At 51.9% G+C, this 26,147-nt stretch carries 21 protein-coding genes and 3 tRNA genes; 4 read left to right on the top strand and 20 right to left on the bottom strand.

Annotation, left to right across the window (positions count from 1 at the left end):
* The 8 genes from OH31_RS08085 to OH31_RS08050 all read right to left on the bottom strand — a co-directional run bounded on the left by OH31_RS08085 (position 1) and on the right by OH31_RS08050 (position 7,105).
* On the bottom strand, positions 1-1,200 hold the full coding sequence (locus OH31_RS08085) for a type II secretion system F family protein (RefSeq protein ID WP_024930329.1): 1,200 nt from the start codon (positions 1,198-1,200) through the stop codon (positions 1-3).
* Positions 1,197-2,912 (bottom strand): GspE/PulE family protein, encoded by a 1,716-nt coding sequence (locus OH31_RS08080; RefSeq protein WP_024930328.1) that lies wholly within the window; start codon positions 2,910-2,912, stop codon positions 1,197-1,199. The genes OH31_RS08085 and OH31_RS08080 overlap by 4 nt, the downstream gene beginning before the upstream one ends.
* A gap of 2 nt (positions 2,913-2,914) precedes the next feature.
* Positions 2,915-3,622, bottom strand: coding sequence for a hypothetical protein (locus OH31_RS08075; RefSeq protein ID WP_242402231.1), 708 nt, complete (start codon positions 3,620-3,622; stop codon positions 2,915-2,917).
* Entirely contained in the window at positions 3,619-5,535 is a 1,917-nt protein-coding gene (locus tag OH31_RS08070; protein ID WP_242402230.1) for a type II secretion system protein GspD, read from the bottom strand. The genes OH31_RS08075 and OH31_RS08070 overlap by 4 nt, the downstream gene beginning before the upstream one ends.
* Before the next feature lie 169 nt (positions 5,536-5,704).
* Complete coding sequence (locus tag OH31_RS08065) at positions 5,705-6,712, bottom strand: GGDEF domain-containing protein (protein WP_242402229.1); 1,008 nt, start codon at positions 6,710-6,712, stop codon at positions 5,705-5,707.
* 113 nt (positions 6,713-6,825) lie between these two features.
* Positions 6,826-6,901, bottom strand: a tRNA-His gene (locus OH31_RS08060).
* Between the two features lie 14 nt (positions 6,902-6,915).
* Positions 6,916-6,992, bottom strand: a tRNA-Arg gene (locus OH31_RS08055).
* Positions 6,993-7,028: 36 nt separating this feature from the next.
* Positions 7,029-7,105 (bottom strand) — tRNA-Pro (locus OH31_RS08050).
* 83 nt (positions 7,106-7,188) lie between these two features.
* Between OH31_RS08050 and folD the strand changes: the two genes are divergently transcribed.
* Together folD and dksA are read left to right on the top strand one after the other, a co-directional pair.
* Complete coding sequence (gene folD / locus OH31_RS08045) at positions 7,189-8,061, top strand: bifunctional methylenetetrahydrofolate dehydrogenase/methenyltetrahydrofolate cyclohydrolase FolD (RefSeq protein ID WP_019880977.1); 873 nt, start codon at positions 7,189-7,191, stop codon at positions 8,059-8,061.
* A gap of 129 nt (positions 8,062-8,190) precedes the next feature.
* Positions 8,191-8,613 carry an RNA polymerase-binding protein DksA gene (dksA, locus tag OH31_RS08040; protein ID WP_019880976.1) on the top strand — a complete coding sequence of 141 codons (423 nt, stop codon included), beginning with the start codon at positions 8,191-8,193 and terminating at the stop codon, positions 8,611-8,613.
* An 89-nt stretch (positions 8,614-8,702) separates the two neighbouring features.
* Here dksA and OH31_RS08035 read toward each other — a convergent pair whose 3' ends face one another.
* From OH31_RS08035 to OH31_RS08000, 8 genes are all read right to left on the bottom strand, one after another.
* On the bottom strand, positions 8,703-9,827 hold the full coding sequence (locus tag OH31_RS08035) for a deoxyguanosinetriphosphate triphosphohydrolase (protein WP_024930324.1): 1,125 nt from the start codon (positions 9,825-9,827) through the stop codon (positions 8,703-8,705).
* 14 nt (positions 9,828-9,841) lie between these two features.
* Positions 9,842-10,921, bottom strand: a complete 1,080-nt coding sequence (aroB, locus tag OH31_RS08030; protein WP_024930323.1) for a 3-dehydroquinate synthase — start codon at positions 10,919-10,921, stop codon at positions 9,842-9,844.
* Entirely contained in the window at positions 10,909-11,451 is a 543-nt protein-coding gene (locus OH31_RS08025; RefSeq protein ID WP_019880972.1) for a shikimate kinase, read from the bottom strand. Before OH31_RS08025 ends, aroB begins: the two co-directional genes overlap by 13 nt.
* Before the next feature lie 82 nt (positions 11,452-11,533).
* Positions 11,534-13,786, bottom strand: coding sequence for a type IV pilus secretin family protein (gene pilQ / locus OH31_RS08020; RefSeq protein WP_024930322.1), 2,253 nt, complete (start codon positions 13,784-13,786; stop codon positions 11,534-11,536).
* On the bottom strand, positions 13,783-14,313 hold the full coding sequence (locus tag OH31_RS08015) for a pilus assembly protein PilP (RefSeq protein ID WP_019880969.1): 531 nt from the start codon (positions 14,311-14,313) through the stop codon (positions 13,783-13,785). The genes pilQ and OH31_RS08015 overlap by 4 nt, the downstream gene beginning before the upstream one ends.
* Positions 14,310-14,954 (bottom strand): type 4a pilus biogenesis protein PilO, encoded by a 645-nt coding sequence (locus OH31_RS08010; protein ID WP_024930321.1) that lies wholly within the window; start codon positions 14,952-14,954, stop codon positions 14,310-14,312. Before OH31_RS08010 ends, OH31_RS08015 begins: the two co-directional genes overlap by 4 nt.
* Positions 14,955-14,961: 7 nt before the next feature.
* Positions 14,962-15,555, bottom strand: coding sequence for a PilN domain-containing protein (locus OH31_RS08005; protein WP_024930320.1), 594 nt, complete (start codon positions 15,553-15,555; stop codon positions 14,962-14,964).
* Entirely contained in the window at positions 15,552-16,625 is a 1,074-nt protein-coding gene (locus OH31_RS08000) for a pilus assembly protein PilM (RefSeq protein WP_024930319.1), read from the bottom strand. The genes OH31_RS08005 and OH31_RS08000 overlap by 4 nt, the downstream gene beginning before the upstream one ends.
* A 209-nt stretch (positions 16,626-16,834) precedes the next feature.
* Between OH31_RS08000 and OH31_RS07995 the strand changes: the two genes are divergently transcribed.
* Both OH31_RS07995 and OH31_RS07990 read left to right on the top strand, forming a co-directional pair.
* The gene (locus OH31_RS07995; protein WP_024930318.1) at positions 16,835-19,261 is read left to right on the top strand and encodes a penicillin-binding protein 1A; all 2,427 of its coding nucleotides are present in this window, start codon (positions 16,835-16,837) and stop codon (positions 19,259-19,261) included.
* A gap of 28 nt (positions 19,262-19,289) precedes the next feature.
* A complete protein-coding gene (locus tag OH31_RS07990) occupies positions 19,290-19,931 on the top strand; it encodes a hypothetical protein (RefSeq protein ID WP_024930317.1) in 642 nt (213 codons plus the stop codon).
* 2 nt (positions 19,932-19,933) lie between these two features.
* Here the strand turns inward: OH31_RS07990 and OH31_RS07985 are convergent, their stop codons facing one another.
* The 4 genes from OH31_RS07985 to OH31_RS07970 form a co-directional block, all read right to left on the bottom strand.
* Entirely contained in the window at positions 19,934-21,655 is a 1,722-nt protein-coding gene (locus tag OH31_RS07985; protein ID WP_024930316.1) for a TolC family protein, read from the bottom strand.
* A complete protein-coding gene (locus OH31_RS07980; RefSeq protein ID WP_024930315.1) occupies positions 21,652-22,959 on the bottom strand; it encodes an HlyD family secretion protein in 1,308 nt (435 codons plus the stop codon). Before OH31_RS07980 ends, OH31_RS07985 begins: the two co-directional genes overlap by 4 nt.
* Complete coding sequence (locus OH31_RS07975; protein WP_242402228.1) at positions 22,952-24,628, bottom strand: ATP-binding cassette domain-containing protein; 1,677 nt, start codon at positions 24,626-24,628, stop codon at positions 22,952-22,954. The genes OH31_RS07980 and OH31_RS07975 overlap by 8 nt, the downstream gene beginning before the upstream one ends.
* A 106-nt stretch (positions 24,629-24,734) precedes the next feature.
* A complete protein-coding gene (locus OH31_RS07970; protein WP_024930313.1) occupies positions 24,735-26,132 on the bottom strand; it encodes an ammonium transporter in 1,398 nt (465 codons plus the stop codon).
* Positions 26,133-26,147 lie beyond the last annotated feature (15 nt).

Genomic DNA, 26,147 nt, shown 5'->3' with positions numbered 1-26,147 from the left:
TTAATAACGCAGACTTGAAAAGCTGTCATAAACCGGCAACATCACCGCTGCCATTAAAAATAACAGCATCATGCCCAGCGCGATGGTGAGCGCGGGCTCAAGTAATCGCAATAACATCTGCAGTTGTGACTGTACCTCCCGGTCGTAAAAGACAGCCAGCTGGAATAACATGCGGTCGAGCGCACCAGTGGTTTCGCCCACACTTAACATACGCAACATCAGCGGCGGGAATTGTTGCGTGGCCGCAAAACCAGCCGTGAGGCTTTCCCCGGCCTGAACACGCTGATGCACTTCTGACAGCGCCTGTTCCATCACGCGCTGTTGCAACAAGGGCTGGCACCATGCCAATGCCTGCAACAAGGGAATCCCTGTCTGATACATCAACCCGAGAAAACGACAAAGCCTGGCCAATACCAGTTGATGCAACAAACGCCCAATCACCGGCAACTTCAAGAGCCGTTGGTCAAGAAAAAAAGCGAAGACCGGTGATCGACGCATCGCCAGCATAAAGGCACCCACCAGGGCAATCACGCCAAGTAATAGCCATCCGCCATAAGCCATCATCCCGTCCGACAGCGCCAGCAACAGGCGGGTAGACCACGGCAACTCCTGGCCCAGGCTTTGCAAGAAGCTGGCCATTTGCGGCACCAGAAAAGTCAGCATGACATAGGCAGCAAGCGCCACCATGACACACAACACCGCCGGGTAAGTCAGGCCCCGGCGAATTTGTGACAGCAGTTCGGCCTGCCACGACAATGTACGCGTCAAATGCCCAAAAATCTCCGGCAACTGACCGGTACGCTCACCCGCATCAACAAGCTGACCCAGCAAGGGTGGAAAGACTTTAGGCTGCGCCTGCAAGGCTTGTGACAATAGCCTGCCAGCCTCCAGATCACGTTGCACGGTGCGCAATGCCGCCATCATGCCAGCATGTTCATTTTGGTCAGCCAGCTCTGCCACTGCCTGCAACAAGGGCACCCCCGCTTGCAGCAATTGCTCCATTTGCACGCAAAATAAAATCAATGCCTGCGTACCCACTCTGGGCTGTCGCCACACCCATGGCTGACCCAATTTGAACGTCAGTAACTCCAGGCTCTGCTGCTGTAAACTCGCCATGAGTGCCTGCTCATCGGGCACCTCCAATACGCCACGTTGCCGTTGGCCATATTGGTCGATGGCGATATAGCGATAGCTGGTCATGGTGTTGCTACCACCGCCTCAAGCGCACTTAAATCGACCACCCGACGCAACTCCTGCACGCTGGTCTCCCCTGCATTTACCCACTGCAAGCCCTCTTCCGCCAGCGTCGTATAGCCGTGCACCCGCGCCAGTTGCTGCATGGCCAGAGGTTGCGTCAGCATCGCATTCATATCGGCATGCATGGTCAGCACTTCCATAATGACCAATCTGCCATGGTATCCACTCATGCGGCAGTGCACGCAACCTTCTGCCTCAAATACAGGCCTCGCCCAGGTTTGTGCCGGTGCACATACCTGGCGCAACAGTTGCTCCAGCGCGCGATCAGCCTCGGTTTGCCGCTTGCAGTGTTTACACAAACGTCGTAGCAGCCTTTGTGCAATCACACCCACCAGGCATCCCGCCATCATATGCGGACTGACGCCCAGATCTTGCAGCCGTGAAAAAGCGGCTGTTGCACTATTGGTATGCAAGGTGGTCATCACCAGATGGCCAGTCATGGCCGCCCTCACTGCCATGGCAGCGGTCGATTCATCGCGCACTTCGCCAATCAGGATGATGTCAGGATCCTGCCGTAAAATCGCCCGGATACCATTGATAAAATCTACTTTGTTTGCTGCATTGACTGAGGTCTGGCGCATGAGTGCATGCGGATATTCCACCGGGTCTTCCAGTGTCATGATATTGACGTGCTCGTGATTGAGGTGGCCGAGCATTGAATACAAAGTGGTGGTTTTGCCACTGCCTGTGGGGCCCGTTAAAATCAGCAAACCTTCTGGCTTTTCCAGCATGGTTTTGACGCGTTGCAACTGTGGTGCACGCAATCCCATGGCCTCCAGGGGGATGATTGCCTTGTCGCGGTCAAGTACCCGCAATACAAGATTTTCACCATGCAAAGTCGGATGACTGGACACTCTGAAATCAATTTGCCGACCGCATAAAAACATATTGACCCGGCCATCCTGCGGCGTACGCTGCTCGGCAATGTCCATTCCCGCCAGTATTTTTAGCCGTACACACATGGCCGGCCAGTAGCGATCATGCAAGCAGCGGATCTGCCACAACACCCCATCAATCCGGTAACGTATCCTGAGAAAGGCATGCTCAGGCTCGAAATGGATATCCGAAGCGCCTTGCTTGACTGCATCTATCAACACGGCATTCACCAGCCTGATAACCGGCCGCGAGGCTTGCTGCACAGAGAGTGAGGGTGGCGCGCTGCCCTCCTGCTCAATTTCACGCAACAAACTATCGAGTGACAGGCTATGCCCGTAACACTTGTCCAGTGCCTGCTCTAAATGTGCCTCAGTCGCCAATACTGATTTAAGCTGTATGGTGCCGCCCAGCATATGCCGCAGTGCATCTAGCACCAGCATATTATTGTGGCCGGACAAGGCCACACGCATGATTTGTTTGTCTGGCGACAAATCCAGCGGCAACAATTTATGTTGTCGGGCAAAGGCCTCCGGCACCATCGCCAGCGCTTCCGGGTCAACAATCACCTGCTGTAAATCAATGCTTTCCTGTGCATGATAATGCGCCAGCACATCACGTATCATGGCATCAGTTACAAAATGTAGCCTGACTAATTGCTGCCCAAGTAGCAACCGATGTTTTTGTTGTTCAATTAACGCAATTTCTAACTGGTCAGCGGTAATCATGCCTTTTGCCAACATCCATTCCCCAATACGAGTGTTGTCTGTGGCGGCCAGCATGCTCAATGCTCCAGTTGCATCAAAAACAGGTCATCCTCAGGCGTATAGTCTGGAACCTCCTGACGGATTCTGCTTAAGTAATCTTCACGCTGCTGAATCTCGCCGCGTTGGCTGGTGACGACCAGCATGCCCGCCAAGGCAATCACCTGATGAGGGTCTTGCTGTAACACCTCTTCAAAAGATGCTCCTGCTAGCACCAGCTGACCAGAAAGTAGTTGTTGTACAGCGGTGTTTAATTGTGATTTCAGGCTCGCTTGCAATTTCGGCATGGCTTGAATTTGCAACGTCAGACGTAACGGTTTGGGGGCTGGTTTTGCTGTGGCATACCCCTCCACCGGCGCCTCAGCTGCGGGATATCTTAAGGCCGTTACCGGAGATGACTTCGCAGGCTTGAAAGTAAACAGGCTCGGCAATTTGTTTGATGTCGCCAGATTGCCCAGTGCAGGTGCATGGATAGGATAAAACGCATCCACCGGCTGACTCAAGCCAGCAGGCAATTGTCTGATAATGCCATTTTCACCACCAGACAATATATGATAGCCCTCCTGCCAGACCAGGCCACTGATCAAAACAACGCAGCCCCACAACAAATAACTTAAGCCGATTTCAACGCGCTTAAGATCTGTGATGATCAATGCGCGGCGATAGGCGCGTTGCGCAGAGCGGCCATACCCTGGCCACGATGCCAACAATCTTAGAAGTCGATTCATGACGGCTCCCCCACATTGATCTCAAATGCATCAGCAGGTAATTCATCGGGCAATAAAGGCTGAAACGATTGCAAGTCACCCGACCGCACATCGGCGCGCCCGATGACGGTCGGCCTGAGAAAAACAATCAACTCGGTCTTTTTTGCCGCCTGATTTTTGCCGGTAAACACTTGCCCAAGCACTGGCAACCTGGATACACCGGGCACACGATCGGTGAATTCGCGCTGATCCTCCTGCATCAACCCACCCAGCACCGCGATATTGCCGCTGGCAATATTCAGCACCGACTCCATTTCACGCACTTGTATTTCAGGGATGCTGCTGACTATCCGCGTACTACCACTGCCCAATTGCGGATTAGGGTCCTCGATATAGCGCAACACCTTGGACACGGTGGGGCGCACATTCAAATTCACCCGCTGATGGCTGTTAATTTGTGCCGTGACGGCCATGACCAACCCGACTGGGACGGTATTGGCGGTGGTGGTGACGGCCTGTAAATTACTGCCGCTATTGCTGCTGCTTTGGGAAATTTGCGACTGAATCGTGAAATACACCAGATTGTCGACCACCTTGAGAATCGCAGTCTGGTTATTGAGCACCATTAATTTAGGGCTGGATAACACGCGCGTTTTGCCAAACTGTTCCAGCAAAGTCACGCTGGCACTGAGGTTGCCCAAGCGACTAAACGGATTAAAGTACCCTAGCATGAATGCCACACTGCCATTATTCTGGCCAAGTGCATTTTTACTGTTGTTACTTTCCCAGGTGCCAGCCGCACGATTGAACTGTGCCGCATCATTGCCAAGCGATTGCGCTAACTGCCATCCGCGCTGCTGTGCCGAAGCGGACAACCGGCTCCAATCGATGCCCATCTGAAAGCTTTTACTTAACTCTACTTCCACAATCGTGGCTTCAATGAGCACCTGCCTGGCGGCCACTTGCATCACCGACTCCAAATAGGACCTGACTTGTGCCTGCTGGCTTTGCGACGCACGGATCGTCAAAATACCCGTTTCAGGATTGGCAATCAGCCGTGAAGCATGCCAGCGGACATGCGCCTGTTTGACTCTTTCCGAAACAATAGTGGCGCTGGCTGCTGGTTGATCTGGCACCTCACGCGGATGGCGAGCGGCCTGCATACTGTCGACCGGCTCAGTCGTCTGCACAGGCAAATCCAGGCTTGATGGCGTACTCTCCAGCACCTCATCACGTGCGATGCTGGCCTTATCAGTTTCGTCTAACAGCGCCTGTATATTCTCGACGACGCTTTCCCACAAGTGATAACGCGATTGCGAAGTGACCGCGGTTCTTGAGCTGTTACTGTTACCGCCTTGCGCTACCGCTGCTTGCCCGGTGCCACCATTGCCCGCAGCCCCTGCGGCGGCTCTGCCAGCACTATTGATTTCACTGGCGACCCCGATATAGCCAGTGGTGTCCCGACTCATATTGACGTAATTCAATTTATAACTACGGATGACAGGCATGTCTGGCGTAATTAACCACACGCCATTCGACCACTCGTAATACATATCCAACTGCTTAGATATACGTGCCAGAATGGACGGCACTGACTGCTGGATCGCATTCAAACTTACCTTGCCTCGCAAGCCTGGGTGCACATCAATATTCAAACTGCTTTCACGCGCAATCGCCAGCAATACCTCCTGAACGGGCGCATCGTGCACCACCAGGTTAATCAGCAGGGTGGGGGTAGCTGACTTTAATGGCGGCTTAATAGTACGGGTAGATTCAATCTCGGCAATATCGACTTCAGGATACACCGCGATAGGAGAGGTTTCTGTCCGAGGCGTGTCTGGCAAATGCAATGCAGAGTGTGTAGACGCATCAAGCGGCTGCCGCAGGCATGCGGTGAGCCAAATACAACACAGCAGGATGAGAGCGGAGCGCATCGACTTCCCCCGTTACGATATTGACATTTTTTAACACATATTAAATATAATCAATGCGCAATGTCAAATCATCTTGAGAGAAAATGCAGGTCACCGACGAGATTGTCGGCGAATGGTCAGTCGGCGGGCACACTTTCAGTGCCCGCACTTAGCAATAGGGAGGTAAAGACTAGAACAACTCGATTTCGCCGCTAATCACGGTATCTGTGAGCAAACCTTGTGCGATCAGCGTCTCATAGTAGCAAATTTGATTTCGACCGTGCTCTTTGGCGTAATATAAAGCCTCATCTGCATGCTCAAGCACCGTATTGGGCAACACGTTCAACGCCATTTTTGAGCAGCCAATACTGATCGTGACCTGCCCCACTTGCGGGAATGAATACGCTGCCAGCGCCTCTTTAAACCGGTCGAGCAACATGATGATGTCATTTTCTTCGGCACAGGAAAACACGCCGACAAACTCTTCCCCGCCAAAGCGGAACAACAAGTCGCCATCCCGGAAAGCCTCCTGCATCAACCGTGATAACAGCAGCAGCACTTCGTCACCAATCAAATGGCCGTAGGTATCGTTAATTCTTTTGAAGAAATCAATATCGAAAATCACTAGGTAGTGGTGCAAGGGGAATCTGTATTCCGGCTTATAGTCATTGAGCAGGATTTTGCCGACGCATTGATCGAATGTTTTGCGATTGAGCAGGCCAGTCAAGGCATCGCGCTCGTTTTCTATAATCAACCCGGCGTAATGCTGGAACATCTGCAAGCATTGCTCTACCAGCTCAATCTCTTCCGCCGAAAGCGTTTCGTGCTGGATCAGCAGGATGGCACTTTTGTGGGAAATACTTTGCTTGAGCGGGAACACATGCAATTTGCCGCTAGCGGTATCAAAACACGCATGCTGACGATATTCTTGATTCAAATAACCCAACAGCATCGTATAAACCTCTGGCGGCCAGGCCTCAAAGGTCGGATCAGTACTTGATTCCTGAGTGTCCATCACCGAAACAAGCTGCCGTTTGGACAATACTTGCATTCTGATCGGCTGCGCCTGGGTTGCAAACACAGACATCCAGTGCTGCATTAATGATAGCAGCGCCGGATCAAGTGCAAGGCTTTCCCTGACCTTGGTGAGGTCGATCAGGCTTTGCATAAATTTTTTCAAATTCAGAGGTGTAGTCATGTTCGCGACAATGGTTGTTTCGAACACTTTATCAAAAGCATGCTGTTGGTCTATTGGTAAACAGAGCCAATTTTAGTGACTATTTTTGAATTTAAGACTGGAGAAAACAAGAATGGGGTGGCTAATGGGACTCGAACCCACGACAACCGGAATCACAATCCGGGGCTCTACCAACTGAGCTATAGCCACCACTGGGGAAATTTTGGCCTGCCCGACAGGAATCGAACCTGTAACCCCCAGCTTAGAAGGCTGGTGCTCTATCCAGTTGAGCTACGAGCAGATAGGAGTTACATGCCGACGGGCAATCCAGAGAAACTGGTCGGCGTGGAGAGATTCGAACTCCCGACATCCTGCTCCCAAAGCAGGCGCGCTACCAGACTACGCTACACGCCGAAGACGGAAATATAACCGATTTTCTGAATTTGTGTCAATGTCGATGTGATAAAATTCTATTTTTTACGACAAATATTTTGTTCATGAGCGCTCATATTATTGATGGCAAGCAAATTGCCAGTCAACTGCTAGAGGATATTAAAGCCAACATCGACCAACGTGTACAGGCCGGAAAACGTGCTCCGTGCCTCGCGGTAATTTTATTAGGGGATGACCCGGCCTCTGCCATCTATGTGCGTAACAAACGTCTGGCTTGTGAAAAAACAGGCATCGTTTCGATCGCCCATAACTTACCTGCCAGCACCTCACAAGAAGAATTATTTGCGCTGATCAGGCAATTGAATGCCGATGATGCAACTGACGGCATTTTGGTGCAGTCGCCGTTGCCACATCATATTGATGAAACAGAAATTTTGGCCCTGATTGACCCAGCTAAAGATGTGGATGGTTTTCACCCTTATAACATTGGCCGCCTGGCCGTACGCCAGCCACTGCTGCGCTCTTGCACACCTTACGGTGTGATTAAAATGCTGCAAGCCAGTGGTATCGCACTCAAGGGGCTGGATGCCGTGGTGGTGGGGGTATCCAACCACGTGGGGCGCCCGATGGGTCTGGAGCTGCTGCTGGCAGGTTGCACCGTTACTAGTTGCCATCGCCATACTAAAGACCTGGCGACCCATATTGGTCGCGCTGATTTAATTGTTGCTGCGGCTGGCAAAGCGGGGCTGATTAAAGGTGAGTGGATCAAACCAGGTGCGATTGTTGTAGATATCGGCATCAATCGCCTGCCGGATGGCAAAATCACCGGCGATGTGGATTTCGCAGTGGCCAGCCAGCGTGCGAGCCACATCACCCCCGTACCAGGCGGTGTGGGGCCGATGACAGTGGCAACACTGATGGAAAATACATTAAAAGCACTAGAGCTACGCGAGCAAGCTTCATCCGCGCGCGTTTAAAACACAGCAAAGAGCCTTTGCATGCCCTTAGAAACTGGTGTAAACTCGCGCGATTGTTGATAGACCTAATGCAGTACAAGCGCCTTTTTTGGCAATAACTATTCCGTAGTTTCGTTCTTTGGAACCATCATGGCAGATACCGTTAACAAATCCTTCACCCCTTACCAGCCAGCCGCCGGTGAGGAATACATGAACAAAAAGCAGCAGGATCACTTCCGCAAAATCCTGAATGACTGGAAATCAGAACTGAGTCACGACATTGACCGTACCGTGCATACGATGCAGGACGAAGTCACCAGCTTTGCTGACCCAAATGACCGCGCCAGCCAGGAGTCTGACATGGCGCTGGAGTTGCGCAACCGCGACCGCGAGCGCAAGCTGATTAAAAAAATCGACGAGACCTTGCGCAATATTGACAGTGGCGACTATGGTTACTGCGAAGGTTGTGGCATTGAAATCGGCCTGAAGCGCCTGGAAGCGCGCCCGACTGCCACATTGTGCATTGACTGCAAAACACTGGACGAAATGCGCGAAAAACAAGTCGCGAAATAATCCTCGCCATCATGCTGAATCCGTTCAGCCATGTGCAATAAAAAAGGCTGCTTATCATGGCAGCCTTTTTTATTGCACATGATGAGCTGTTACCAGCTCTCCTCCACCGCGAATAAACGCCGGTGCTCGCGTATGGCGTAGCGGTCCGTCATCCCGGCAATATAATCTGCCACCGCACGCGCCTGATTTTGCTTGGCGACCAATTGATATTCGTCCGGCATCAGGGCAGGATTATCCATAAACGCCGTGAACAACTCTGCAATAATGCGGCGCGCTTTGGCACTCATGCGATTGACGCGGTAGTGTTGGTAAAGATGCTTGCGCAAAAATTGCTTGAGCTCGAGGTTCTTTTCCTCCAGCACCTGGCTAAACCCCACCAGGTAGGCAGGCGCCTTGCGCACATCGTCAATGCTGGCCGGGTTTAATGCAGCGATGGCCTGCTGGCTTTGCTCGCATAAATCGATCACCAGCACATTAATCATGCGACGTATGGTTTCATGTACCAGTCGTTTTTCTTCTATCTCGCCATACAGCTTTTTAACTTCGGCCATATTTTCAGCGAAGAGCTGAATGCCAGCCAATTGCTGGATGGTGATCAAGCCGGAGCGCAAACCATCATCCACGTCGTGATTGTTATAAGCAATCTCATCGGCAAAATTGGTGACTTGCGCCTCCAGGCTGGGCGACTCACCGCGCAAGAAACGCTCACCGACATCCCCCAGCAACTGTGCATTTTTACGCGAACAGTGCTTGAGGATACCTTCACGCACTTCAAAAGTGAGGTTCAAGCCATCAAAACTGGCATAACGGTTTTCCAACACATCGACCACGCGCAATGACTGCAAATTATGCTCAAAGCCGCCATAATCGCGCATGCAATGATTGAGCGCATCCTGACCCGCATGGCCAAAAGGCGTATGGCCGAGATCATGCGCCAGCGCAATGGCTTCGGCCAGGTCTTCGTGCAAACCCAGCGTGCGCGCGATGCCGCGCGTGAGTTGCGCCACTTCAATACTATGTGTGAGGCGTGTGCGGAACAGGTCGCCCTCGTGATTAACAAATACCTGTGTTTTGTATTCGAGACGCCTGAAAGCCGTAGAATGAATAATACGGTCGCGATCTCGCTGGAACACATTGCGCAATGGCGACTCTTGCTCGCTGACCTTGCGGCCACGTGTTTTTTCAGGCTGTGCGGCAAAGTGAGCTAAGGTCATGACGGCTTTCTGTGTTACGCCGCCAATGACAGCGTTTGCTTCAACTTTTCGGCATCGTAATCGGCGGTGATCACCGCCTTGCCAATATCCTGCTGCAAAATCAGGCGGATACGGCCATCTGACACTTTCTTATCCAGCTGCATTAAACGCAGATACTCATCCGCCCCTAAATCTGGCGCTGCAATCGGTAATTTTGCGGCCTGCATAATAGTTTTAATACGTGCCATTTGCGCCGCATCGAGCCAGCCCATACGTTGCGACAGATCCGCCGCCATCACGGTACCGGTGGCCACCGCTTCACCGTGCAGCCAGACACCATAACCCATGGCATTCTCGATGGCGTGACCAAAGGTATGGCCCAGATTGAGCAAGGCACGCTCGCCCTGCTCATGCTCATCGGCTACCACCACCTCGGCTTTATTCTGGCATGAGCGGTAAATGGCATAGCTGGCAACAGCAGTGTCCAAGGCCATCAGGGCGGACATATTGATTTCCAGCCAATCAAAAAAGTCGGCATCGCGAATCAGGCCATATTTAATGACTTCAGCGACCCCTGCCGATAATTCGCGCTGCGGCAAAGTCTTCAGCGTGTCGATATCGGCCAGTACCAATTTAGGCTGGTAGAACGCCCCTATCATGTTCTTACCCAGGGGATGGTTAATGCCGGTTTTACCGCCAACACTGGAGTCCACTTGCGACAACAAGGTGGTCGGCACCTGGATAAAGGGTACACCACGCAAATAAGTCGCCGCCGCATAGCCAGTCAAGTCACCAACCACACCGCCACCGAGGGCAATCAGGGTGGTGTTACGCTCGCAGCGGTTTTGCAGCAAATGATCGTAGATGATTTGCAGCGTCTGGTTATTTTTATACGCTTCACCATCCGGCAAAATAATTTCAATCACGCTCACACCTGCATCGCGCAAGGGCTGGGCAATGGCATGCATATATAAAGGTGCCACCGTCGTATTGCTGACAATTGCCACCTGTTTGCGTTTCAAATACGGCAAGATCAGATCAACCTGGCCTAGCAGGCCATTGCCAATATGAATAGGATAACTACGGTCAGCCAGGCTGACGGTTAAGGTTTGCATGATGGCTCCAACGCATTGAGGGCGTTTTCAATTTTTTGGATAATCACCGCCACCGGCTGATGGCCGGTATCGACGATCAGATTTGCAGTTTCGGTATAGAGTGGATTGCGGGCATGAAACAATTGTTCCAGCTTGGCTTTCACGTCCACATTTTGTAGTAAAGGGCGATTTTTATCGTTACGGGTACGTAAATACAGCTCATTGACATTGGCACGCAGATAAATCACATAGCCATACTGCTTGAGGATATCGCGGTTTTCCGGCGCAATAATGGCACCACCACCCGTGGCGAGCACAATATTATCCTGCTGCGCAAACTCCTCCAGCGTAGAGGTTTCGCGCTTGCGGAAACCCGCTTCGCCTTCCAGTTCAAAAATAGTCGGAATCTTGACGCCGGTACGTTGCTCAATCACATGATCAGTGTCGTAGAAGGTTTTGCCCAGACTTTTGGCAATCAATTTGCCAACGGTGGTCTTACCTGCCCCCATCAAACCGATCAAAAATATGTTGTTTGGTATTTGCGCACCCATAAAAAAACCCAACTGTTTCAGTTGGGTATTTTAAGGCAAAGCCTGTCGGCTGTCAGTAATCGTGCGCGTTTGCTTGCGCTAATTAGTTCAAAGCCAGCGTTTCATCCATCACTTTCGGCGTGATAAAAATCAACAGCTCAGTTTTATCCTCTTGCTTGGTATTGCGCTTGAACGCAAAACCGACCACTGGCAAGTCACCAAAGAAAGGCACTTTATCAGTAGATTTACGTGAGACCTGCTCGTAAATCCCACCCAGCACCACCGTTTCACCATTACCGACCAGCACTTGGGTTTGCACGTTTTGCGTATTAATCGCCACACCGCCAGAGGTCTCCTCGCCTTTGCTGTCTTTACGCACATCCAGATCCATAATGATTTTCTGGTCTGGCGTAATTTGCGGCGTCACTTCCAAGCTCAACTCAGCCTTTTTAAAACTAACGGCGGTCGCGCCACTGCTGGTCGCAGTCTGGTATGGAATTTCCACACCTTGGGCGATACGCGCTTTTTGCTGGTTAGCCGTCGTGACTCGTGGACTGGAAATCACTTTACCGCGCGCATCGGCTTCCAGCGCAGACAGCTCAAGGTTGAGCAACAGGTTGGCAGACAATTTAAGCAAACTCAAAGCAATACCGCCATAGGCATTGGTCACCGGCAGGTTGGACATCAAATCAGGCTGGCCATCCGAACTTGTCAAAATATTGCCATTGTTGGTAACGGTTTGAATGCTACCGTTGTGCGTACCTTGCGTTCGCGTGGTCGTTGTACCAGTCGCTGAGGTAGTGGTCGTCGCTTGAGTATATCGGTTACCCAGGCTACCACTAACAGTCATATTTGCATTGCCAGGCGAACCGGTTTGCGTAATACCAAAGCGCGCACCCAATGCTTTAGAAAAAGTATTGGAGGCGATCACCATGCGTGACTCGATCATGACCTGCTTCACAGGCACATCCACCTTGTTAATGATGGTCTGGATTTCTTCCAGTTTTCTTGGCGTATCCTGCACAAAAATAGTATTGGTACGCGCATCAAAAGTCACACTACCGCGCTGTGACAGAATACGGTTCATACGACCAGTTGATGAGCCTCCAGAAGACCCGGCAGACATACCTGACGACGCGCCACCACTTGTACTGGTACCACCGCCCAGCAACATGTTTCTAAAATCCATGGCTTTCTGGTATTTCAACGAGAATACTTCTGTACGCAAGGTTTCCAGTGTCTCGCGCTCAGCCTCAGCCGTGAGTTGTGCCTTCTCTTTGGCGGCAAACTCTTCTGCCGGTGCAATCGAAATCACACTGCCATTGACGCGCATATCCAGGCCTTTGCTTTTCATGATCACATCCAGCGCCTGATCCCATGGCACATCCTTCAGGCCGATAGTTACACTGCCGGAGACCGAGTCACTAACTACAATGTTTTTGCCTGTGAAGTCAGCAATCACTTTCAACACATCCCTCACATCTACACGCTGAAAATTAAGAGACAGCTTCTCACCCGCATAACCTTGCTTGGAACCCTGAATCAGTTTGTTCGGGTCTTTGGCCAACGGGCGGATATCCACCACCAGACGACGGTCAGTCTGGTAAGCTGATTGTTCCCAATCGCCTTGTGGCTCAATCACAATTTGCGCTTGGTGATGATGACGTAATGCATCCACATACAATACTGGCGTATTAAAATTAATCACATTCAAGCGACGTTGCAAAGCTTCAGGCAATTCGGTATCAGCAAAATCAATCACTACCGTTTTGCCTGCATTGCGCACATTGACCCCTACGCGACTGTCAGACAAATCCACCAGAATACGGCCTTCGCCATTTTTGCCGCGCACAAAATCAATCTTCTGAATTTTGTGTCCGACAGCAACTTCCTGCTCAGAAAAACGCTTGGCGGCCACGGCGGCAGCCGGGGCTTCTACGCCCTCTTGTGTGAGCCCGACCAGCAAGGTCTGATCCTGCACCTGTAACTGATGCTGCACTGGTTTGGATAAATTGAGCACCACGCGGCTGCGGTCACTGGCTTGCGCCACTTGTACAGATTTCAATACACCCTGATTCACTGGCAGCACATTCTTGCCGGTGGCATTGCTGGCATTGGGGATATCAAAAACAATCCTGGGCGGATTACTCAAGGTAAAACTGAGTGGCGCAGTGGCGAGTGGTTGCGCCATCTGCAATTGCACGTTCAAACGCCCTCCCGGCAGTGCAGTGACATCCACGGCTTGCAGTTGGTTAGTCGCCGTCGGCAAATCAGCCGCAACGCTCCATCCCGACGTGGCGAACGCCACAGACAAGAATGCCACCCGGGCAACAAGAAAGCTTAATTTTTTCATCATTGATGTTCCTGCAGTTCCAATGTTGTCATTTGCTCGGCCCATTCCCCGCTCACCGGGTCTTGAATCGTCTCTTTTATTTTTAACTCGTATTTCAGTGTCTGGCGGTTTTCTGCCAAGGCCGTAATCACACCAAACTTTTCTCCCAAGTGCGATCCAGGCTTTACCTGATACACCATATTGTCAGGCGTTTGTATGGTGGCAAACATGCTGTTCTTTTTGCTCAGTACGCCGACAAATTTGAGGCTTTCCAATGGATACGCTTCCAGCGGTTCCTTGGGGCGCTTCAAATCAGGCTGATTGGTGTTTTGCACCGAGGCCTTGCGCGGCACAAACGGATCATGCAGCACGCCATCAACGTTATATTGCTTGGGAGAAAACCCCTGCACCTCTGGCAATGGCTCCACCGGTGCCACCATAGTCTGGTCGGCCTCATTCATAAACTGGGTCAAATCGTCATCCTGTGACGTACCACAGGCCGTGAGTAACACGGCCGGAATCAGGCAAAACAAGTAATTGTTGCGCATCATTTCTTCCCTGCCTTGCTTTCTTGGGCTTTACGCGCGGCAACTTCTTCCGCGTCCAGATAGCGGTAGGTTTTGGCGACAGCTTCCATCACCAGCATATCTTTATGCGGCTGCTTGTCGTCCTTGCCGGCTGGCTGGATTTGCAGGTTATGCAAGGTCACGATACGTGACAACTTGGCCACCTCAGTGACAAATGCGCCCAAATTATGGTAACGCCCTAACACTTTGATATTGATCGGTTTTTCAGCATAAAACTCGGCAAAAATCTCTGGCATCGGCACAAAGCCTTCAAAAGACAGGCCCTGACTTACGCCTGCCTGGTTAATATCCGTCAGTAACCCGTCCATCTCGGACTTATCCGGCAACTGCTTAAGCAAAGTACCGAAAGTACGCTGAATCTCAATCACTTGCTGCTCATAAGCCTTGATCTTCATAGCCTGTATTTTTTTGCCCAGGTATTCGTCACGCAAGCCTTGTTCTTTTTCTTTTTCAGCTTTTAATTCTTTAAGGTTAGGGCTGAGGAGAAACACATAGCCCACTACCAGCAGCGCTGCCGCCAGTATCGTCAATAAGACCGCTTTCATCGGCATCGGCAAATTGCCGGCCGTTTTGATATCTATATTATTAAAGTCAGAAAGTTGCATCTCTGGGTCATCCTTTGGCAGGCGCAGGCTTCTGCTTGGCAGGGTCGTCTTTAGGCGTGTCGCGCTTCAACGATACCCGCAACACAAACTCATACTCTTTAATACCTAGCGCATTGGTATTGGCCTTAATTTCAACCAGGTTAGGACTGTGCATAATGGGCGACTCACTCAGGTTGTGTACCAGCGTGGCAACCCTGGCATTGGTATCCGCCACCCCCTTGAGCTCAATCTCATCCTGCAATTGCTTGACGCTTTTGAGGAGTACACCTTCTGGCAGCTGCCTGGCTAACTCATCCAGAATCAACACGGCCTGATTACGATCGCTTTGCAAGCCTTCGACGATCTGCTTGCGCTCCAGCACATGCTTGATTTGCTCTTTCAAACTGCCGATCACGGCAATTTCTTTGTCCAGCCGCGCCGTCTCATCTAGCAAACGCTGGTTACGCGACTGTTGTGTCTGGATTTTGCTGTGGATATAACTCCAGCTCACAAACAAAATAGCCGCAGCGGCAATCGCCACTAATGATGCCATCAAGCCAAACTCACGTTGGCGCTCCGCACGCTTGATCTGACGATGCGGTAACAGGTTAACTTTAATCATGCGTCCACCCCACGCAGAGCCAGGCCACAGGCGATCATCAGCGCAGGCGCATCTGCTTCAAGCTGGGAAGGTTTAATCTTATTGGCCAGCGTCATGCCCTGAAAGGCATTTGCGACCAAAGTATGCACACTGGTTTTTTGTTCTATCAGTGCCGCCAAGCCTTCAGTGGCAGCCACGCCACCGGCCAGCAACACATGATCCACCGAGTTGTACTGGGTAGAGTTGGTAAAAAAGGACACGGCACGCGCGGCTTCGCCTGCCAGGTTTTGCAAAAACGGCTGCAATACTTCCTGTTCATAAGAGTCTGGCAACCCGCCCTGACGTTTGGCAATTTCGCTCTCTTCAGGCGACAGGCCAAACCGGCGCTGAATTTCCTGCGATAACATGGCGCCGCCAAACGCCTGCTCCCTGGCATAGACGGAATGTGCGCCGACCATGACATTGATATGCGTCACATGTGCGCCGATGTCCAGCATCATGGTGACGGTTTTTTTGCTATGTTGTGGCAACTGCTTAATAATTTGGCGATAGGCCGTTTCGGTGGCGTAAGCTTCGACATCAACGATGCTCACCTTCAAGCCAGCCTCTTCAGCCACGGCGACACGGTCATCAATTTTTTCTTTTCTGGCCGCTACGATCAGCACTTCGACTTCATCCGTGCTTTTTCCCATCGGCCCCAGCACCTGGAAATCGAGGTTCATTTCCTCAAGCGGGAAAGGAATATACTGGTTTGCCTCAGACTCTACCTGCAACTCCAGGTCTTCTTCGCGCAAACCGGCAGGCATGATGACCCGCTTTGAAATCACCGCCGCCGTCGGCAGTGCCAACACTACCTGGCGCGCACGCGACCCGAGCAAACGCCAGGCCGATCGCATGGTATCGGCCACCTGCACCAGGTCATTAATATTGCCATCGCTGATGACCCCTTTAGGCAGGGTCACATTGGCGTAGCCATCCAGTCGGAATTGTTGTTTGCCTATGGCACTCAGCTCCACCATTTTAATAGCGGTTGCACTGATATCAACACCAATAAAACTGGTTTTTTTGCGTTGTAAAAAGCCCAGACTCAACTGTATTGCCCTTTTTAAGTATTTGAATGTTCGTTGGGTTATGCATCAACCATGCCAACTCACACTATTTCATGGCGACAAGCAAATGACTGGCCTTCATGGTCGCCAGAAGAATGCTGATTATTTGCATGATTCCATAATTAACTGCCATTGAATTGGCAAAAAAAGATTACAATTCATAGGTAATTCTCACGATGGCAGCAAGACGCATGAACTCAAGAAACTGGTTGCAGTCCCTTCTTTTTCTTTCCATTATCGGCAGCTTAATCGCCGCCGCCCTGCTGGTGTTGATGATCAGCATCCTCTACCCTTCCCTGCCTTCGCTAGACGCACTGACAGATTACCATCCGAAATTGCCGTTGCGTATTTACGATGCCGAAGGTGGCCTGATTGCCGAATTTGGCCAGGAACGGCGTGCCTTCGTACCGATTGAGCAAACGCCCAAAGTGATGAAAGACGCGATTCTGGCCATTGAAGACCGTCGCTTTTACCAGCACAACGGCATTGATACCACCGGCATTTTGCGCGCCATCCGCAACAACCTGACTGGCCGTGGCCATGAAGGCGCCAGCACCATTACCATGCAGGTCGCCAAGAACTTCTTTAGCAGCCCGGATACGCCGCGTAATATCTGGACCAAGATCAAAGAGGCCATGCTGGCGATCAAGATCGAAAACGCCATCAGTAAAGACAAGATTCTTGAGCTGTACCTGAACCAGATTTACCTGGGCGAGCGCGCGTATGGCTTTGCCACTGCGTCCAAAACCTATTACGACAAAGACCTGAAACAAATCAACCTGGCTGAGGCCGCCCTGCTGGCAGGCTTGCCCAAGGCCCCTAGCAAATACGACCCCTACATTCACCCAGATTACGCGATCAGGCGCCAGCATGAAGTGCTACGCGACATGCACCGCTATAGCATGATCAGTGATCGTGAGTTTGAGCAGGCCATGAACACGCCACTCCAATTCCAGTCGTCGAAACGACAAGTACAAGCCCTGGGAGGGGAATACGTTGCTGAGATTGTACGGGCGACCCTGTATAAACGTTATGGCGAGAAAGCGTATACCAGCGGCCTGCGCGTCTACACCACCATCAACAACAAGCATCAGGCCGCCGCGAACACGGCTATGATCCAGGGCATTATCAATTTTGAATTGCGTCATGGATTCCGTGGGGCCGAGCAGATTATTTCGCTGCCAGCGGGCAAACTGACCGCCAGCGGTGCCAGCGAACTATTGCGGGATTTTGTCACTTACAACCAGTTTGTGCCCGCCTTGGTCACCAAGGTCGAGCCTAACCTGCTCACTTTGGTCACCAATCGTGGCGCCGTGCTCAAGTTGCAGGACAAAGCCATTTTGCTGGTGAAAAACCATATGCCCCCGGCCAAACGTACGCCATTGTCGCTGGTGCCTGGCGCGGTGATCCGTGTCTACCAGCAAAACGACGGCTGGTCAGTGGTGCAACTGCCAGAAGTTGAAAGCGGATTTATGGCGCTCAACCCGGAAACCGGGCAGGTACAGGCCCTGATCGGCGGTTTTAGTTTCCAGCGCAACAAATACAATCATGTGACACAAGGCAGACGTCAGCCAGGCTCCAGCTTCAAGCCATTTATCTACTCGGCCGCCCTCGAAAAAGGCTACAGCCCGGCCAGCGTATTTGAAGATGCCCCCATCAGCTTCACCTCTACCGAAACCGGTAGCAATAGCAGCTGGGAGCCACGTAACTACGATGAAAAATATGCAGGCCCCATGCGTTTGCGTGAAGCGCTGGCACAGTCAAAAAATACAATCTCTATCCGCCTGATGAATGCGATTGGCGCCCGCTATGCGCAAAACTACCTGCGCAGATTCGGCTTTGATCCCAAGGACCACCCGGCTTACCTGTCTACCGCGCTGGGCGCTGGCTCTTCTTCAGTGTGGCAAATGGCAGCGGCCTATGCTACTTTTGCCAACAGCGGCTACCAGGTACATCCTTACCTGATCGAAAAAATTATCGACAGCCGCGGCAAAGTCATTCAAGCGGTACAAGCAGGCAAGCATGTGTCGCCAGAACGGGTGATCGACCAGCGTAATGCCTTTATCATCACCACCATGCTGCAAGACGTCGTGCGCGACGGTACGGCCAGGGCAGCCCTGTCACTACGTCGCCCGGATATTGCCGGTAAAACCGGCACCACCAATGACCAGTTTGATGCCTGGTTTGCTGGTTATCATCCGAAAGAAGTCGCGGTGGCCTGGATGGGTTATGACAATCCGCATAATCTGGGTCGCGGCGAAACCGGTGGTCGCGCAGCATTGCCGATCTGGATCAATTACATGCAACAAACCCTGACTGGCTTGCCGATCTACCAGTACAAAGTGCCGGATGGCGTATTGCAACTGAAAGTGGATGCTTACACTGGCGCGCAAGTGGGAGAGGATGACCCAGGCATTTATGAATATTTCTACGAAGAACACTTGCCACAGTCACAACCTGAAAACCTGCCCGGCCTGTTTGACCCGGAAGCAGAACATGCACCAGAAGACAATGAACCATCCTTCCTCGAGCGCCTGATCGGCGAGCATAGTGGTGGTGGCAGTGAAGACAAAAAACTGCCGACAAACCCGGCGGCAAAGTTACTCAGCCCCAATTAGAGACGAATTCAACTTAAAGCCTGATGCGATGTTTGACGACTTTTCAAGTGATCTGCGGCAAGAAATAGCGCAGTCTGCCGCGCGCCTGATGTTCGAGGAAGGCATCAGTGACTATGGCCGCGCCAAGCGCAAAGCGGTGAAACTGATGGGCATACAACAGGATGCCCCTCTGCCAACCAACGCTGAAATTGATACCGCCTTGCGTGAGTACCATGCCCTGTATGCTGATGAAAATGATGCGGCGCACTTGCTGGAGTTGCGGCAAGCTGCCTTGCACACCATGCAGCTACTCAAAAAGTTTAATCCGCATCTGATCGGCTCGGTGATGGAAGGCACGGCAGGCCCTTATGCTGACACCGACATCCATGTGTTTGCGGAAAGCGGCAAAGAGCTGGAGATTTATTTACTCAACCAGAATGTGCCTTACCGGCTGGATGAGCAGCAATTCCGCATGTCAGACCGGCCGGGTAAGCAAAAGCACGACCTGGTACGCAAACGGGTGCCGGTGTTGCTGGTAGAAACGCGTTTTGGCACACAACGCATCAGCGTATTTGAAACCGATGATATCCGCACCGCACCACGTAAAAATGGTGAAAAGTCGGGCATACACCGCATGAACCTGCTGCAACTGACTGAAGCCCTTTACCCGGGCAGAACCATCAGCGAATAAGCTTATTGCAAACTGATCTGGCCATGCCCAAGTACAGTACCAGTGGCATAAGCCATATCCACCAGCGCCACCTGGTAATCACTAATGGCGCGAATTTCTTTTAACTGCGCCTCGCCCAGACGCGTTAGCGTTTCCAGCACCTCGGTCATGGTACGCAAACCTTCATTAAACTGCTTGAGCTCGGCTTCATAGTTAATGCCAGCCACCAGCACTTGCTGACGCGCAGCAATAATACGTTGCCAATTCTGGTCCACTTTATCCAGCGAGTCATGTATCTCGCGTTTTACGGTCAGTGTTTGTAACGTTTTGGTGGTCAGGCGCTGCATGCGCTGCGCCACGGCCCGATCCAGCTTGGCCTTGCGCGCTTCATTACTCACCGGCATTTCAAACTTCAGGCCGACCGACCAGTCGCGATAACGGCCACCAAACAAGTCCTGGCCGATATCACCGAAGCGCTCGCCGGAGCCGGACAATGCCCCATACTGGTAATCCAGTGTGAACAAGGGCAAGGTCTGGTTTTGCAGATAATCAATCTGCACCAGGTCAGCACTTAGCTTCAACTCCTGATCCAGCAACTCAATACGGCTATCCAGCGCATCGCGGATCAAATGCGCACGGTCAAACTCAAACTTGACCAGGCTAGGTGCCGTCATTGGCACCCATGGCGACTGGCCTGTTTGATCATCCGGCAAATCATTGAGTAAAAACTGTAATTGCCGTTGTGCCAGTTTAAGGTTAGTTTCTGCCACAATCAGCGCTTCCATGCGGTCAGCCACGCCTATATCGGCACGATTGATTTCTACAGCGGCCGTTAAGCCTTCCTGCACGCGGCGCTTGACCATGGCCAGGTTCTGACTGGCATATTCAAACTGGTTTTTGCGCACATCCAGCGCCGCCCACGCCTCGTAAAGCTCCCAATAGGCTTTGTCTACAGTGGCGACAATGCGTATGGTCTGCAAGCGGGTTTTCAACTGCACGCTGTCGCGATCCAGCTCGGCAACGCGGATGCTGGCTTCGTTCACCTGCTGGCCTGCATTGCGTAGCAAAGGCTGGCTAAACGAGAAGCGCAAGGCACTGCGGTACTGGTCGCTGGCAAACTTGCCCAGGCTCTGCCGGTTTTCCAGCGGCGCACTCAGGGTCACGGTGCCACCCGTACGCAAAGGCACTTTGACACCCGCTTCGACATCCCAGAATTCCTTTTTTTGCGCATCCAGGTTGAGTTTTGCCAGCTCGCCATTCAACAGTGCATTGTCTGACTTGAGGATGACTTTATCGCCTGCCATGGCAGGTGTGTCTTTTTCGGCATATTTGGCATAAGCAAAAATCACCTGGTCAAACTTGGCCTGCTCTTCTCGTAGCGATTGTCTCGCCAGCTCAGGGTCCATTTTTGCCACTTTGATTTGCAAATTGTTTTGCAATGCCCGCTGGCGTATATCGGCAATGGTGACTTGAGAGCCTTGTGCCATTGGCACAATACTTTCACTTTCCGGGCTATCAAACGGCTTTAACGCACTTTTTAAATCAACCGTCACCGACGATTTGCGTTGCCGCTGTTGCTTGACCGCATCGTGTAGTGGTAGGCCAGGTTGCGGACTATACGTTTCTAACGCCCGCCCTTCGGTCTTTTCCAGGCGTTGCCGCGCACGCGTGTCTGTCACCTCATCGGCCAACAATGCGCCCCAGGGCGAAGCAAGCGCTAATAGTGTTACCAGCCAGCGCGTCATGCTGCTTTGCCTCCGGACTGCTGCAAGGGCAAAGGCTCTGGCGGGATACGTGGCGGAAAGCCATTGAGCAAACGCCACAATTCGTAGCCTATGGTCACACGCTCAAGCAGTACCCAGCCTTTGGCGCTGATGCCCTGGCGCAAAAACCTGGCCGATGGCCATTCTGGCGTACCGGCTTTATGTACGACCATGATACGGAAATGACCGGAGCCGTTATCTGTCGGGTCGACAAAAGAAATTTCACCTTCAAACGTGCCGACGCCAACCTGCGCCCAACCGGGCACCTGTATCGCAGGCCAGCCTTCAAACTCCAGGCGCACACTGCTGCGGGACGTAATCAGCGGTGCATCACGGCCATCAACCCATAACTCGACCGCGCGCTGCGAGGTATGGGGCACAATCACCAGCAAGGGATCGCCCTGCTTGATAATTTGCGATTGCGAATTGACCGGTAACCTGAAAATCGTGCCATCCCTGGGCGCGACAATACGCTGCATATTTTGCCGCGCCAGTGAGATTTCTGAATTGTGCAGGCTATTTTCACTGTCTGCGGTTTCGCCGCGAATCTTGTTGATCACCGCAGAAGTTGAGTCTAAATAGGCCTGGGTATCAGAACGGGTTTGCTGGATATCCGCCGCCGCCGAACTGGCCTCGGCTTTGGCTGATTGCCATTGCGCCTGCGCACTATTAAGGTTGCGGCTGGCAATAATATGATCACGCTCAGCTACTTCCAAATCACGCTTAGACACCAGGCCATCGGCAAACAAACGTTGCAAACGATTGACTTGCAGGCTCGCCGCATCCAATGTCGCCTGCGCCGAATTCACCGCCTCCTGGCTACTGCGGATTTTCTGGTTGGCCACATCCAGCTTGTATTGGGCCGCAGAAATCTTGGCATCGCGTGCGGCGGTCAGGTTCTGTTTCTGTAACTCGTAATTACGCAACTCATCCTGTTTCGCACCCAGTTTGCTTTGCAAATTATCCCGCTGTGCTTCAAGACGCTGCTTAAAATTAGGATCAGTATCGGCAATCTCCAGCAGCAAATCGCCCTCTTTCACTTGCGAGCCCTCTTGCACATGCCAGCGATTGATCAGGCCATTCACCGGCGCATCGATGGTTTGTACGCGCTCGGAAGGTGAATAGGCAGTCACCTTACCCAAGGCCGTCACGTTTTGCTGCCAGGGTAAAAATAAAAACAAGGTCGGCAAACCCACTAACAACCAGGCTAACCGTTTGATCCAGACACGCAAATGCTGCGGCGTTTGCACGCTGTGCATCAGCGCTTGTTGCAATTGATTATGCATGATGGTCTCCCGCCTGGTTGCGCGGGCTATCCAGGGTCATCACCTGCTGGAATTGCTGTGCAATATGGGGGAAGCGTGTCGTCACGATCAGCATCCAATTTGACTGGTGGCGCTTAAGCAAAGTCAGTACCTGATCCAGCTCCTGCTGGCCGAGTCCATCCAGCAAGCCATCAATGATCAGCAAGTCCGGACGTCCTATCATCGCCCTGGCCAGCATCAGGCGTTGCAACTGAGTATAGGTCATGGGCGCACCATAATCGGTCAGTACCGTATCCATGCCCTTGGGCAATTGGCTGATATCTTCCCACAAGCCCAGCATTTGCAAGATATCGACCATGGCATCCAGCGTGATGTTAGTACGGGTCAGGCGCAGATTATCCAGAATAGAGCCATGCTGCCACTCGACCTTGTTGGCAACCCCAATACGGTCACGCAAGTGGTCCAGGTTCAGTTGGCGTAAGTCTATGCCACCATAACTGATATAGCCTTGGGCAGGTTGCCTGAGTCCGGTTAACAGCTCGAGCAAGGTGCTTTTACCGCTGCCCAATGCGCCCAGAATCGCCATACTCTGGCCATGCTGCAACTCGAAACTCACCTGACTCATCAGTGCTGGCTGAGCAAGATGACTAAAACCCAGGCCAACCACTTTTAAAGGATGATAGCCGTCCAGGCTCGACTGATGCTCACCCACCGTCTCCACCGGCAAGGTCTCCAGCACGCCTAATTTATCGACCGCAGCCAGCAAATCGTAAAAATACTCCAGCTTGGTCACAAAGCGCACAAAGGCAGACAGCACGCCAAAAATAATCAATTCTGCCGCCACAAACTGGCCCAGGTTAATCTGTCCCTTGATCACTAAGGTGCCGCCGAGAATCAGCATGCCAGTGCCGATCACCGCATACATGCCAACCGCGCCAATCAACTGCATCATTAATACGCGGAAATGTTGTACTCTGGCACCCAGATAGTTTTGTGCCAGCACCTCAGTATTTTCTGTAGTACGTTGTTTGGCACCATAAAACTTGGATAACCATTTATTACGTGCAATGTTTTCCAGCCATGCCGCCATATCGTACTTGGCCTTGGACTCCTTGAGCGCGGTGGTTTCCGCCTGCTTGCCCAGCAAAAATACGACAGCCCACAATACGATCAGCATCAGGATTACCAGAATACCGAAGTACAAGCTGTAAAACAGTAAGACCACGCTACCAATCAAACCTTGCAGCAAGGCGGTCAGGCCGACCGTGAGCAGCGTTGCCACCGATTTTTGCACCGTCTGAATATCAAAGTAGCGGTTTACCAGCTCGACCGGGTTGTGCTGGTCATAAACAGAGACATGAATCTGTTGTGTGTTTTGCGCAATGAGCAAACTATGCCGCACGAATACCCGGCGTTGAATCAGCTCAACCAGAAAACTCTCAATCGCGTAAATCCCCCCCGACAAGGCCAGCAGGCAAAACAGGATAAAGCCGACCACATACAAGGGCTGCAACACGCCACCCATGGTGACGATATTAACCATGGTCTGCACCGCCACAGGCGTCGCAATGCCCAACACGCCATAGACTAGTGTCAGGTAAACCAGAAGCAGGATATCCTGCTTTTCAAAGGCGGCGAGTTTTAATACCCGTTGTACCGGGCTCAACAGGGAGGGAGTTAGATTTGCCATAATTAAGAGTTATTTTAGTTCAGGCCCACTACATGGATACAAATGTATTTTATTAAGTTCAAAAAAAAAACGGCTCAATGAGCCGTTTTCTTTTTCACATCACGGATTACAGGCTGTAAGCACGCTCACCATGCTCAGTCGTATCCAGACCTTCGCGCTCGTATTCTTCACTTACGCGCAAGCCTACAACAGCGTCTACAACTTTGTAAAGAATCACACTCACGATACCCGTCCAGATCAAGGTCACCACGACGGCGATGATTTGGGTAGAAACCTGACCACCCATGGTCACGCCTTCGGCATAACCCACACCACCCAAACCAGGAGACATCAATACGCCTGTACCTACCGCGCCCCAGATACCTGCCAGGCCGTGCACACCGAATACATCCAGTGAGTCATCATAACCCAGCGCACCTTTCAACTTGGTCACGCCCCACAGGCTGACGAAGCTGGCAGTGAAGCCCAGAATGATAGAACCCATCGGGCCGATGAAACCACATGCTGGTGTAATCGCTACCAAACCCGCTACCGCACCGGATGCAGCACCCAACATGCTTGGTTTGCCTCTGAACAACCACTCAGCCAGGATCCAGCCCAATACCGCAGCCGCAGTTGCCAGTTGTGTGTTTACCAGAACCATACCAGCAGTGGCATCAGCAGCCAGTTCGCTACCTACGTTGAAACCGAACCAACCCACCCACAGTAATGACGCACCAATCATGGTCATGACCAGGTTGTGTGGAGGCATGGCTTCTTTACCGTAACCGATACGTTTGCCCAACATCATGGCGCCAATCAGCGCAGCCACACCAGCGTTGATGTGTACAACAGTACCGCCAGCAAAGTCTTTGGCACCTAATTCAGCCAGATAACCACCACCCCACACCATGTGTGCGATTGGGATATAAGCAAAGGTCACCCACAACGCCGTGAACAGCAATACGGCAGAGAACTTCATACGCTCAGCAAAACCACCCACGATCAATGCTGGTGTCAACGCAGCAAAAATCATCTGGAAAGTCAGGAAAACATATTCAGGGATAGTGCCAGACAAGCTGTCCGTTGTAATGCCTGACAGGAACGCCTTGCTCAAGCCCCCAACGATGGCATTACCTTCACTAAACGCCATACTGTAGCCGTAAGCCGCCCACAACACGGAAATCAATGAGAACACCACGAAAATTTGCATCAACACCGAAAGCATGTTTTTCTGACGCACCAAGCCACCATAGAACAGGGCCAAACCTGGGATTGTCATTAAAATTACCAACACAGTAGCCACAATCATGAATGCGGTATTACCTACATCCAATGTTGGTGCAGCCTCTGCAGCCGCTGGCGCAGCTTCTGCAGCAGGCGCTTCGGCCGCTGGTGCCGCATCAGGGGTAACTGTTTCTTGTACTGTGATCGTTTCAGTCACAGTCTCTTCAGCATAACTCACTGGGGTTGCCGCCAGGCCAATCAAGGCGACCAGTGATAACATGGAAAGAATTTTCTTCATAGCTGAAGCCCTTTC

It is taken from the genome of Methylophilus sp. OH31, from assembly GCF_000576615.1.
Classification (GTDB): domain Bacteria; phylum Pseudomonadota; class Gammaproteobacteria; order Burkholderiales; family Methylophilaceae; genus Methylophilus.
The sequence above is the reverse complement of the archived record's forward strand: the minus strand, read 5'-3'. Positions and strand labels throughout refer to the sequence as shown.